At 67.3% G+C, this 11,841-nt stretch carries 10 protein-coding genes and 1 pseudogene; 4 read left to right on the forward strand and 7 right to left on the reverse strand.

Going from position 1 to position 11,841, the window contains the following annotated elements:
• Positions 1–22: 22 nt before the first annotated feature.
• The 3 genes from GV001_RS05330 to GV001_RS05340 all read right to left on the reverse strand — a co-directional run bounded on the left by GV001_RS05330 (position 23) and on the right by GV001_RS05340 (position 3,661).
• Positions 23–2,086, reverse strand: coding sequence for a bifunctional diguanylate cyclase/phosphodiesterase (locus GV001_RS05330; RefSeq protein ID WP_160078607.1), 2,064 nt, complete (start codon positions 2,084–2,086; stop codon positions 23–25).
• 211 nt (positions 2,087–2,297) lie between these two features.
• A complete protein-coding gene (sodB, locus tag GV001_RS05335; RefSeq protein WP_160078608.1) occupies positions 2,298–2,879 on the reverse strand; it encodes a superoxide dismutase [Fe] in 582 nt (193 codons plus the stop codon).
• A 179-nt stretch (positions 2,880–3,058) separates the two neighbouring features.
• On the reverse strand, positions 3,059–3,661 hold the full coding sequence (locus GV001_RS05340) for a LysE/ArgO family amino acid transporter (protein ID WP_160078609.1): 603 nt from the start codon (positions 3,659–3,661) through the stop codon (positions 3,059–3,061).
• A 163-nt stretch (positions 3,662–3,824) separates the two neighbouring features.
• Here GV001_RS05340 and GV001_RS05345 point away from each other — a divergent pair, with 163 nt between their 5' ends.
• Positions 3,825–4,715 (forward strand): LysR family transcriptional regulator ArgP, encoded by an 891-nt coding sequence (locus GV001_RS05345; RefSeq protein ID WP_160078610.1) that lies wholly within the window; start codon positions 3,825–3,827, stop codon positions 4,713–4,715.
• A gap of 168 nt (positions 4,716–4,883) precedes the next feature.
• On the opposite strand, the gene GV001_RS20290 is transcribed toward GV001_RS05345, so the two are convergent.
• Both GV001_RS20290 and GV001_RS20295 read right to left on the reverse strand, forming a co-directional pair.
• Positions 4,884–5,987, reverse strand: a complete 1,104-nt coding sequence (locus tag GV001_RS20290) for a methyl-accepting chemotaxis protein (protein ID WP_372238571.1) — start codon at positions 5,985–5,987, stop codon at positions 4,884–4,886.
• Between the two features lie 15 nt (positions 5,988–6,002).
• Positions 6,003–7,163 (reverse strand): annotated as a pseudogene (locus GV001_RS20295) (cache domain-containing protein); the annotation flags it as partial.
• Between GV001_RS20295 and GV001_RS05355 the strand changes: the two are divergent.
• Positions 7,047–8,036, forward strand: coding sequence for an NAD(P)-dependent oxidoreductase (locus GV001_RS05355; RefSeq protein ID WP_160078612.1), 990 nt, complete (start codon positions 7,047–7,049; stop codon positions 8,034–8,036). The pseudogene GV001_RS20295 and the gene GV001_RS05355 sit on opposite strands and share 117 nt — an antisense overlap.
• 42 nt (positions 8,037–8,078) lie before the next feature.
• On the opposite strand, the gene GV001_RS05360 is transcribed toward GV001_RS05355, so the two are convergent.
• Positions 8,079–8,846, reverse strand: coding sequence for a lysophospholipid acyltransferase family protein (locus GV001_RS05360; RefSeq protein WP_160078613.1), 768 nt, complete (start codon positions 8,844–8,846; stop codon positions 8,079–8,081).
• A 68-nt stretch (positions 8,847–8,914) separates the two neighbouring features.
• Positions 8,915–9,670 (reverse strand): L-ornithine N(alpha)-acyltransferase, encoded by a 756-nt coding sequence (olsB, locus tag GV001_RS05365; protein WP_160083186.1) that lies wholly within the window; start codon positions 9,668–9,670, stop codon positions 8,915–8,917.
• Positions 9,671–9,842: 172 nt separating this feature from the next.
• Between olsB and GV001_RS05370 the strand changes: the two genes are divergently transcribed.
• Both GV001_RS05370 and GV001_RS05375 read left to right on the forward strand, forming a co-directional pair.
• On the forward strand, positions 9,843–10,724 hold the full coding sequence (locus GV001_RS05370; protein ID WP_160078614.1) for an acyl-CoA dehydrogenase: 882 nt from the start codon (positions 9,843–9,845) through the stop codon (positions 10,722–10,724).
• Positions 10,725–10,975: 251 nt separating this feature from the next.
• On the forward strand, positions 10,976–11,761 hold the full coding sequence (locus tag GV001_RS05375) for an MBL fold metallo-hydrolase (RefSeq protein ID WP_160078615.1): 786 nt from the start codon (positions 10,976–10,978) through the stop codon (positions 11,759–11,761).
• Positions 11,762–11,841: the final 80 nt, after the last annotated feature.

Below are 11,841 nucleotides of genomic sequence, written 5' to 3' on the forward strand. Positions count from 1 at the left end.
TAGGTCGGTGCGGGTTGCTGGCTTACAGGGTGGCGGGGTTGCTGGCGATATTCAGGCGGCGGGCCTGCTTCAGGTACAGGGTCACTTCGCGGGCCGGCAGCGGCTTGCTGTACAGATAGCCCTGACCCTCGTTGCAGCCCTGGGCGATGATGTAGGCCTCCTGCTCGGCGGTCTCCACGCCTTCGGCGATCACCTGCATGCCCAGGCTCTTACCCAGCTGGATGATGGCGCGCACGATGGTGGCGTCGTCCTCGTCCTCCAGCACGTCCTGGACGAAGCTGCGGTCGATCTTGATCTTGTCCAGCGGCAGGCTCTTCAGGTAGCTCAGCGAGGAGTAGCCGGTACCGAAGTCGTCGATGGCGATCAGCGCACCGGCGCGGCGCAGGCTGAGCAGGTGCTGGGCGGCGGTGGTGATGTCTTCCATCAGGCCGGTTTCGGTGACTTCCAGCTCCAGGCTGCGCGCCGGCAGGCGATAGACCTGCAGCAGGTTGTTGACCATGCGCGGCAGCTCGGCGTGGTGCAGCTGCACGGTGGACAGGTTGACCGCCATGCGCAGGTTGCTGAAGCCCTGGTCGTGCCATTCGCGCAGCTGGCGGCAGGACTGGTCCAGCACCCATTCGCCGATGGCGATGATGCTGCCGTTCTGCTCGGCCAGGGGGATGAACAGGTCCGGCGGGACGAAGCCGTGTTGCGGGTGCTGCCAGCGCAGCAGGGCCTCGACGCCGACCACCTGGTGGTCGCGGTAGTCGATCTGCGGCTGATAGACCAGGTGCAGTTCGTTGCGCTTGAGAGCCTCGCGCAGCTCCTTCTCCAGCTCGCGGCGGCGGCGCATCTCGCTGTCGACGCTGGCGATGTAGAACTGGTAGCGGTTGCGCGAGCGGCTCTTGGCCAGGGTCATGGTCTGCTCGGCTTTCTGCAGCAGCTTCTCGGTGCTGTCGCCGTCTTCCGGGAACAGGGTGATGCCGATGGTGGCGCGCAGGCGCACTTCCTGCTGTTCCAGGGAGAAGGCTGTGTCCAGGCTGTCGAGGATGCTCTGCGCCAGCTCGGCGGCCTCGTAGGGCTGTTCGATATCGGCCTGGACCAGGGCGAACTGGTCGCCGCCTAAGCGGGCCAGGGCGCCGAGCTTGCCGCTGTGGCTGCGCAGGCGGTCGGACAGGGCCAGCAGCAGCTGGTCGCCGGTCTGGTAGCTGAACTGTTCGTTGATGCCCTTGAAGTCGTCCAGGCCGACGCACAGCACGGCCACGCGACGCTGCAGGCGGCCGGCGTCCTCGAGGATCTGGTCGAGCTGCTGCTGCAGTTGCTGGCGATTGGGCAGGCCGGTGAGGAAGTCGTACTGCGACATGCGCAGCAGGCTGTTTTCCGCCTCGTGGCGCAGGTGGGTGTTGCGCTCGATGGATTCCAGCAGCTGGTTGGCGGTGTTGATCCACAGCCCCAGTTCGTTCTTCTCGTTGCCGCGCAGCATCGGCAGCTTGTGCTCGCTGGGGCGGTCCGGGTTGATGCTGGTCAGGTGCTCGATGATCTTCGACAGCGGCTTGGTCAGCAGCCAGTGGTAGACCAGGTACAGCACCAGGCCCATGGCCAGGGCGCGCAGCACCCCGGAGATGAAGATGATCACCGAGGTGGTGATGAAGTTCTCGCCGTAGCTGGCGGTGTCGAGGGTGATGTTGAGGTCGCCGTAGTACTCGCTGTAGGGGCCCTTGCCCACCAGCTGGGTACTGAACATCTGTTCCTTGCCGAGGATCGGGTCGGTCAGCCAGCGGCTGGGCGCGTCGATCAGCTCGCGCGAGCGTTCGGCCAGCATCGGCTCGTTGGGGTGGCCGATGGCGGCATAGCGCACCGCTTCGTGCTGGAACAGGCCTTCGATGACCTGCATGCCCATCTCCCGGTCCAGGCTGTAGACGGCCTGAGTCGAGGGGTCGCGGAACATGCCGAGGATGCGCTGGGCATCGCTGGCCACCGCCTGACGGGTCTTGTAGATATCGAAAACGATTTGTGCACAACTGAGGACCACGCCGACGACCAGGGCCGAAAGCAGGACAACACGGAGCAGTTTGAGCGACAGGCTGTTTTTCAATTCCAGCTTCAAATGCTTATTCCTTGTTCTCTGCCGGAGGCTGCTGACCGGTGTGAGTATTGGCAAATGCGCGTGAGCCGTCAAAGGGCCATTACTGCATCGGCAGAACTTTTGCCGACTGAAGCGTCCGTCGGGCGGTCGCTGTCGCGGGCGGCCTGGGCGGCGGGCCGCAAAAGCAAGAAACCCGGCATTAGCCGGGTTTCTTGTGAACGCTGGGGGCGACTCAGGCAGCGAAGTTCTTCGCCACGAAGTCCCAGTTGACCAGGTTCCAGAACGCTTCGACGTACTTCGGACGCAGGTTGCGGTAGTCGATGTAGTAGGCGTGTTCCCACACGTCGCAGGTCAGCAGCGGGGTGTCGCCGCTGGTCAGCGGGCAGCCGGCGCCGATGGTGCTGGCCAGGGCCAGGGAACCGTCGGCCTTCTTCACCAGCCAGCCCCAGCCGGAGCCGAAGGTGCCGATGGAGGTCTTGCTGAACTCTTCCTTGAACTTGTCGAAGGAACCGAAGGTGGCGTTGATCGCGTCAGCCAGGGCGCCAGTCGGTTGGCCGCCGCCGTTCGGGGAGAGGCAGTTCCAGTAGAAGGTGTGGTTCCAGATCTGCGCCGCGTTGTTGAACACGCCGCCGGAGGAAGTCTTGATGATTTCTTCGAGGCTCTTGCCTTCGAATTCGGTGCCCGGCACCAGGTTGTTCAGGTTCACCACGTAGGCGTTGTGGTGCTTGCCGTGGTGGAACTCCAGGGTCTCGGCGGACAGGTGCGGCTCGAGGGCGTTCTTCTCGTACGGCAGCGGCGGCAATTCGAAAGCCATGGTCTATCTCCTACTCAGGTCGGGGGCGCGATGCGCTCATGGGCCGTTCACGGGCGGCCGGGCTGGCGGCGGCGAGTTTGTACTCTTTGCGCCGCGAGCCCCGGATCATAGCACCCGAGCCGGGCCTTAACCACGCAGCAAGTGTGTGGGAAAGCCGGTGCCAGGGCCTTTGCGCGGACTCATGGGGTGCCCAGCAACTGGTAGGCCATGGCGAACATCATCAGCGCCACGCCGAGGTCGAGCAGCCGCCAGGTCGTGGGTCGGGCCAGCCAGGGGGCGAGCCAGGCGGCGCCCAGGGCCAGGCTGAAAAACCACAGCAGCGAGGCGCTGGCGGCGCCCAGGGTATAGGCGCCGGGCTCCGGCTGCTGGGCGCCGAGGGAGCCGATCAGCAGCACGGTATCCAGGTAGACGTGCGGGTTGAGCAGGGTCACCGCCAGCGCGGCCAGCAGCACGGCACGGCGTGAGCGCGGCCCGTTGCTCTCGCCCTGTTCCAGGGCCTGGGGCTTGATCGCACGCAGCAGGGCCTTGGCCCCGTACCAGAGCAGGAAGGCCGTGCCGCCCCAGCGGGCGATGCCGAGCAGCAGCGGGTTCTGTGCCAGCAGGGCGGCCAGGCCGAAGACTCCGGCGGCGACCAGCAGGGCGTCGCACAGTACGCACAGCGCGGCGACCGGCAGGTGATGCTCGCGGCGCAGGCTCTGCGCCAGGACGAAGACGTTCTGCGCGCCGATGGCGATGATCAGCCCGGCGGCGACCAGCAGGCCGTTCAGATAGCTCTGCCACATGGCGTTCACCCCCGGGCCCGGCTGGCGGCGAGTTGGCTGTAATGGTGCTGGCGGGGCATGGACGCTTCCTTAATAGAGAAGGGGTGAAGGATGCTGGGCAGTTTCCGTTCTGCTGTTGTATAAGGAAAACAAATCATGCTGATCTCCCATTAGGAAAACTGATTTGTTCGATTACAAACTCCTGGCGGCTCTGGCGGCGGTGGTGGAGCAGGGTGGTTTCGAGCGCGCGGCACAGTTGCTCGGCCTGTCGCAGTCGGCGGTGTCGCAGCGGATCAAGCTGCTCGAGGCGCGGGTCGGCCAGCCGGTGCTGGTGCGCGGCACGCCGCCGAGCCCCACCGAGATCGGCCGGCGCCTGCTCAACCATGTGCAGCAGGTACGCCTGCTCGAGCGCGACCTGCAGGGCCAGGTGCCGGCGCTGGACGAAGGCGGCCTGCCCGAGCGCCTGCGCATCGCGCTGAACGCCGACAGCCTGGCGACCTGGTGGGCGCTGGCGGTGGCCGACTTCTGTGCCGAGCATCGGGTGCTGCTGGATCTGGTGGTGGAGGACCAGGACGTCGGCCTCAAGCGGATGCGCGCCGGCGAGGTGGCCGCCTGCGTGTGCGCCGCCGAACGCCCGGTGGCCGGGGCTCGCTCCCTGGCGTTGGGCGCCATGCGCTACCGGGCGCTGGCCAGCCCGGCATTTATGGCGCGGCACTTTCCCCGGGGCGTGCAGGCGGGCAGCCTGGCGCGGATTCCGGCCATCGTCTTCGGCCCGGACGACCTGCTGCAGCATCGCTATCTGGCGCAGCTGGGCGTGCAGGGCAGTTTTGCCCATCACCTGTGCCCGTCGTCGGAAGGTTTCGTGCGTCTGACCGAGGCCGGCTTCGGCTGGGGCCTGGTGCCCGAGCTGCAGGTGCAGCGCGAGCTGGCCAGCGGCGCGCTGGTCGAGGTCATCCCCGACCGGCCGCTGGATGTGCCGCTGTACTGGCACCACTGGCGCAATGGCGGCGAGCTGCTGGCTGCGCTGACCGAACACCTGCACCGCGGCGTGGCCGGCTGGCTGGTCAAACCGTAGCCCGGATGCAATCCGGGAGTGGCATCGTTGGCTACCAGGCTGACGTTACCTTTATGTAGGAGCCAGCTTGCTGGCGATCATTGAGCCGCTGATCGCCAGCAAGCTGGCTCCTACAGCCGCAAACCTCACACCGGCACTGCGGCGTTGCCGATAGCGCGCGAGCCCCCTTCAAAGCTGAAAATGCGCCACCAGCTGCTCCTGGCAGCCCGCGACCTTGCGCAGCTGTTCGCCGCAGTCGCGGGTGTGGGCGGCGGTCTGGCGATTTTCCCCGGTCATTTCGTGCAGGCGGTGCATGTGCTGGTTGACCTCCTGGGTGGTGGCCGCCTGCTGTTCGGCTGCTGCGGCGATCTGGAAGGCCAGGGCATGCACGCCCTCCAGCGACTGGCTGAGGTGATCCAGCGAGCCGAGCACGGCCTGGGTTTCGTCTTCCAGCGCGCGGGCCTGGTCGGTGGAGCCCTGCATGCGCTGCAGGGCCTCGTCGGAGGAGTCGCCGAGGGCGCCGATGATCTGCACGATTTCCTCGGTGGCGGTACGGCTGCGCAGGGCCAGGCTGCGTACCTCGTCGGCCACCACGGCGAAGCCGCGGCCCTGTTCGCCGGCCCGTGCCGCTTCGATGGCGGCGTTGAGCGCGAGCAGGTTGGTCTGCTCAGCGATGGCGCCGATCACGCCGAGCACCGAGGCGATCTGCTGGCTGTCGCCGGCCAGTCTCTGCACCACCCGGTCGGCCTGGCGCAGGCCGTCGAGCAGCTGGTCCTGGCGGCCGATCATGTGCTGCAGGGTACTTTGCATGGTGGCGAAGGCGTCCCGCGCGGCGGCGCTGCCATCGGCACTCTGGCTGGCGTTGCTGGCGATTTCCTGAACCGTGGCGGCCATCTGGTCGACCGCGCTGACCACCATTTCCAGGGCTTCCTGCTGCTGGTCGAGGCGCTTGCTGGTCTGTCCGGCGGCGCCGAGGATGTCGCCACTGGCATCGCCCACCGCACTGCTGGCCTGGCGCAGGCGCTCGATCACTTCGCGCCAGGCCCCGGCCATTTCGTGCAGGGCCTGCATCAGGCCGCTGTGCGGGGTGTCGTGGCCGGCCAGGCGCAGCTCGCCGGCTGCCAGGCGTCGGGCCAGGTCGGCCATGTTGCTCGGTTCGCCACCCAGCGGGCGCATCACGCTGCGGCTGACCAGCCAGGTGGCCAGGGCCACCGCCGCTACGGTCAGCAGGCCGAGCAGAAGTACCCGCCACATCAGTTCGCGCACCGGGGCGAAGGCCTGGGCCTGGTCCATCTCGGCGATCAGCGCCCACTGCTGGCCATTGAACTCCAGCGGCACGAAGGCCTTGAGGGCCGGCTTGCCGTCCAGCCCCGGCTCGCTCAGGCGCCCCTGCTGGCCTTGCCGGGCCAGGCTGACGGCCTGCCCGCCAATGCTGCCGGCGGTCTGCGCATCCCGTTCGACCTGCTGCTCGGCAAAACGCACCGAATCGGAGCGCAGCTTGCCATCGGCACCGACCAGGTAGGTTTCCCCGGACTCGCCCAGGCCCTGGCGCGTCTGCATCACCGCATTCAGCGAGGCGATCGGCAGCTCCAGCATCAGCAGGGCCTGCAACTCGTCCTCGGCGAGTACCGGGGCGACCAGGAACTGGCTGGGTTCGCCGGTCTGCGGGTTGCTCGCCAGGTCGCCGATCAGCACCTGCCGGTTGCTCAAGCCTCCTTGTGCCAGGCGGCCCATGGGGGTGTCGCGCCAGGCTGCATCGTTGAGGTTCTGTTGGTAGTCGTTGTCGCGCAGCACGCTGAACACCACCTTGCCATCGGTGGTGATCAGCTTCAGGTCGCGGTAGCCGAAGGTCTTGATGAAGTTTTCGAAGATCGGCCGGTCATAGTTGGCGGTGCTGATCAGCGCCTGGGCATCCAGCCCGGCGTAGCTGGTGCCGAGGTTGCTGGCCAGGGTGCTGAGCTGGTTGTGGCGGGACTGCCAGTTGTCCTGCAGTTGCCGTTGTTTGATATTCGCAACGGCCTCCAGGGCGTTAAGGGTCTGCTCCTGCAAGGCCTGACTGGCTTGCTGATAGACGGTGAACGCCATGGCCATGACCGGAATAAGGCCGATCATCAGATAACTGAGGGCTAACTTCAGGCGTAACGGCATTTCCTGTGGCTCCGCGGGTAAAAGGGTTACAGAAATCCAGGGTGTTGAATATTCTGCAAGAAACGTGCGAATTGTTTGACGGCTGTAAAAGATATTAATCGACAGGGTTGCAGGGCCGGCGTTCTGGCCGCGCGGGTCACGGTTCTCGCCGGCAGGGCCTGCTAGAGTCGCTGGCACTACAAGAACGCTGGGGGAGGCGGGGCAATGAGAATTCTGGTGACGGGCGCGAGTGGCTTCATCGGTGGGCGTTTTGCCCGTTTCGCCCTGGAACAGGGCTTGCTGGTGCGGGTCAACGGACGCCGGGCGGCAGGCGTGCAACATCTGATCAAGCGCGGTGCGGAATTCATCCAGGGCGACCTGGCCGACCCGGACCTGGCCCATCGTCTGTGTCGCGACGTCGATGCCGTGGTGCATTGCGCCGGCGCCGTCGGCGTGTGGGGCAGCCGCGACCACTTCCAGCAGGGCAACGTGGTGCTGACCCAGAACGTCATCGAAGGCTGCCTGGGGCAGAAGGTGCGGCGCCTGGTGCACCTGTCCTCGCCCTCGGTGTATTTCGACGGCCAGTCGCATGTCGGCCTGAAGGAGGAACAGCTGCCGTCGAGGTTCGTCGATCACTACGGCGCGACCAAGTACCGGGCCGAGCAGAAGGTCTTCGAGGCCCAGGAGTTCGGCCTGGAAGTGATCGCCCTGCGTCCGCGCTTCGTCACCGGCGCCGGCGACACCAGCATCTTCCCGCGGCTGATCGAGATGCAGCGCAAGGGCCGCCTGTTCATCATCGGCAACGGCCTGAACAAGGTCGACTTCACCAGCATGCAGAACCTCAACGACGCCCTGTTCAGCAGCCTGCTGGCCGCCGGCCCGGCGCTGGGCAAGGTGTACAACATCAGCAACGGCGCACCGGTGCCGCTGTGGGACGTGGTCAACTTCGTCCTCCGTCAGTTCGACCTGCCGCCGGTGACCCGGCACATGCCCTATGCCCTGGCCTATGCGGCGGCGACCCTCAACGAGACGCTCTGCAAGCTGCTGCCCGGGCGCCCGGAGCCGAGCCTGTTGCGCCTCGGCGTGGCGGTGATGGCGCGCGACTTCTCCCTGGATATCGGCCGCGCCCGGCAGTACCTGGATTACGATCCGCAGGTGCCGATCTGGACTGCGCTGGAGGAGTTCTGTACCTGGTGGAAGGTGCAGGGGCGCTGAGGCCGCCGGTGCGCAGGGTGCCCCGACCCCATCCCGTTGTCGTCAGGCGGCTTGCTGTTGCTCGTCCTCGCCGAACAGTGCCACCTGCACCGCCCGCTGCGCCTGGCGGGCCAGGGCGTTGCGTTCCAGGCCGTGGCTGGCGATCGGTGCGAGCAGCTGGATCTGCACCCTGCTGCGCTCGCTGGCGAACAGGCGCAGCAGGTGCGAGGGCAGGTCGTCGTCGCCGATGAAGGGTGCGATCGGGTCGGTCTGGCCGGCGCGCAGGTAGCGGATCGCCACCGGTTGCACGGGCATGCCGGCCTCGATGGCGCCGGTCAGCAGGCGGCCGTGGAAGGTGCGCAGCTGCTGACCGTCGGTGGTGGTGCCCTCGGGGAAGATCAGCAGCGCATGGCCGCCCTGCAGGTAGCGCTGCAGCTGGCGGGCGAGCAGGGTGCTGTCGCCCGAGCCTCTGCGGATAAACAGGGTGCCGGCCTTGTGCGCCAGCCAGCCGGCCAGCGGCCAGGTGCGCACCTCGGCCTTGGACAGGAAGGACAGCGGCAGCAGCTGGCCGAGCAGCGGGATGTCGGTCCACGACACGTGGTTGCTGAGCCACAGCATCGGCTCGCGCGGCAGCTCGCCCTGCACCTCGACCTCGAACGGCAGGGCCTTGCTCAGGCGGCGCAGGAACCAGCAGGTCAGGCGCTGGCGCAGGCCGAGCAGGTCGTGGTGGCGCAGGCGTTCGGCCAGGGCGACGCCGCTGGCCAGCAGCAGGCCCAGCAGCAGCACACCGGCCAGGCGGGCCAGGCGCAGATAGAGACGCAGTGTGGGCATGTTCGGCAACCGGTAGTGAAGGGACTCACCCCGCCCGCAGGGGCGGGGTGTGCAGGCGCTGCTGGGCGCTACACCGCAGCCTTGAAGTGCCGCGCATAGCGCGGACACAGCTCGTCGCGCTTGAGCAGGATGAACACGTCGGCCACCTGGAAGTCCTCGTCCCAGCACGGTTCGCCGCAGATCTTCGCACCCAGGCGCATGTAGGCCTTGAGCAGCGGCGGCATTTCGGCGATGACGTTGCCCGGCACATCCAGGCTCGGCAGCGGCTTCTTCGGTTCGGCACGCAGGTGCTCGTTGCACAGGTAGCGTTCGCGCAGGCGCTGCATGATCGCCTGGGCCTGGATGCCGCCGTCCTGCATGGGGATGCTGGCGCAGCCCATCAGGTAGCGGTAGCCGCCTTCGTTGAGCACTTCGGCCAGCTCGCTCCACAGCACGGCGATGGTGCCGCCATTGCGGTAGGCCGGGTCGACGCAGGTGCGGCCCAGTTCCAGCACCGGCCCTTCGAGATGGGCCAGACCGTGCAGGCAGAACTCCTCCTCGCTGTAGAAGCGGCCCAGGCTGGCCGCGGCGCGGTGGTCGAGCAGGCGGGTGGTGGCGACCAGGCGGCCGCTGTTCAGGTCGCGCACGCCGATGTGCTGGCAGTGCGGGTCGTAGTCATCCATGTCCAGGCCGAGTTCGGCGCCATTCAGCTTGGCGTCGAATTCGCTGCTGAATACGCTGTAGCGCAGGGCCTGGGCTTCGCGCAGGGCGGCGGCCCCGAGCAGGCGTTCGGCGTGCAGGCGGCGTTCGGCAGTGGTGTCGCGGGTGCGGGCGCTCTCGGTCATCATGTAGCCTCCGTAAGCCGGCCTTCAAAGAGTTGCGGCCAGTCGACTTTGTTGGGCAAGCTCAGGCTAGGTAGAGCCGGTGTCACCACCGTGAATCTTCGGTGATGCTTGCGTGACAGCCGATTTCGTCGTGCCTGCCGCTCAGAGTCGATTCGATAACAAGGAGTCCCCCATGCCCTGGCAGTCTCTGCTGCAAACCCGCGACCGCCTGCCGGCGAGCGACCTGGAGAGCTGGTACCCCGCCCTGCTGGAGCGGGTCGGCGAGGCCACCCCGTTCGAGCTAGCCGTGCGCGGCGGGCGCCTGGCGGCGACGCCGGGGCTAGCCTTCCTGGCCGGTTACCAGGCGGCGTTGCGCGCCCTGTGGCCGGCGGCGCCCTGGTCGCTGGGCGCGCTGTGCGTGACCGAGAACAAGAGCACCCGCCCGGCAGACATGAGCACCCGCCTGCAGGGCCTGCACCTCTCCGGGCGCAAGGATTTCGTCACCGCCGCCGAGGCCGCCGACTGGCTGCTGGTGGCGGCGCGCTGCGAGGAGGCGGGCAGTCCCGTGCGCCTGGCCCTGGGCGTGGCGCGCAACGGCGCGCCGGGCGTGCGCATCGAGCCGCTGCCGGCGCTGGCGTTGATGCCGGATATCGGCCACGCCCGCCTGCACCTGGACCATGCGCTGTGCGAGCTGCTGCCCGGCGATGGCTGGGATACCTATGTGAAGCCCTTTCGCAGCATCGAGGACGTGCACGTGCTGACCGCCGTGGCCGCCTGGCTGTACGGTGTCGGTCAGGACAGCGCCTGGCCGCAGGCCCTGCAGTTGCGCCTGCTGGGCCTGCTCGCCGGTTGCGCCGAGGTGGCGCGGCAATGCCCCGGCGCGCCGGCCAGCCATGTCCTGCTGGCCGGGCTGTTTGCCCAGTTCGCCGCCCTGCGTGGCGAGGTCGATGCCGCCATGGCCGGCGGCCCGGCCGAGTGGGCGGCGCTGTGGCAGCGCGATCGCAACCTGCTGGAAATCGCCCGCACGGCACGCGAGAAGCGCCTGGAGAAGGCGTTGCTGGTGTTGCACGCCTGAGGCGTCAGGGTCGTTTCCGCGTAGGGTGCGCTGCGCGCACCGGCAGCCACGTGGCGGGGCCCCGGTGCGCACGGCGCACCCTACCAGGCGTCGCCAACCCGGAGGTCGCGGGGCTGCTCCCCGGTCGCACATGGTCGTGGCCAGGCCTCTGGCTGGCTGACTCACCGGCGTGAAACCCTGCTTTGATCCAGGTCAGTGAGGCCGCAGCGGGCTTCGGCTATGGTCACCACGCATTTTTCTGTGAGGTTTCCATGCGCCGCGAGCCCATCGTGCTGTTTGATAACGGCAGCCACCAATGCCTGATGTTCGATGACCTGGTCAGCGGCGAGGGCGTGCAGTCCAACCAGTTCCTGATCACCGACAACGAGCAGTACCTGCTGCTCGATCCGGGCGGCGACCTGACCTATACGCCGCTGTCGCTGGAGCTGTCCAAGCACATCCCGGTGCAGGCGCTGACCTATATCTTCGCCTCCCACCAGGATCCGGACATCATCGCCTCGCTGGACAAGTGGCTGCTGCACACCAAGGCGCGGGTGATCTGCTCCAAGCTGTGGGCGCGCTTTTTGCCGCACCTGACGGCCAACTACCTGGCCCTGAGCCATGGCATCAACACCTACGACCGCATCATCGCCCTGCCGGATCGCGGCCAGTCGTTCCCCCTCGGCAAGTGCCAGCTGAAGGCGGTGCCGGCGCACTTCCTGCACTCGGTGGGCAATTTCCAGCTGTACGACCCGGTCAGCCGCATCCTCTTCTCCGGCGACATGGGCGCCTCGATAGTCGACGACGCCAGCCCGGTGAGCGACTTCGTCAACCATATCCCCAACATGGCCGGCTTCCACCGCCGCTACATGGCCAGCAACAAGGTCTGCCGCTTCTGGGCGCAGATGGTGCGCGAGATGAACGTGTCGATGATCGTGCCGCAGCACGGCCGGCCCTTCGTCGGCGAGGCGATGATCAATGCCTTCCTCGACTGGATCGAGCGCCTGGACTGCGGCCTGGACCTGATGACCCAGGAAGACTACCGCCTGCCGGACTGAGGTCGCGGCGTTCCCCGGCATGCGCCCCGTGCCAGGGAACACTCCCCCGGCCTAGCTGGGAACGCCCGTGATCCGTGCCG

The sequence above is a fragment of the Pseudomonas sp. 8AS genome (assembly GCF_902506505.1).
Classification (GTDB): domain Bacteria; phylum Pseudomonadota; class Gammaproteobacteria; order Pseudomonadales; family Pseudomonadaceae; genus Aquipseudomonas.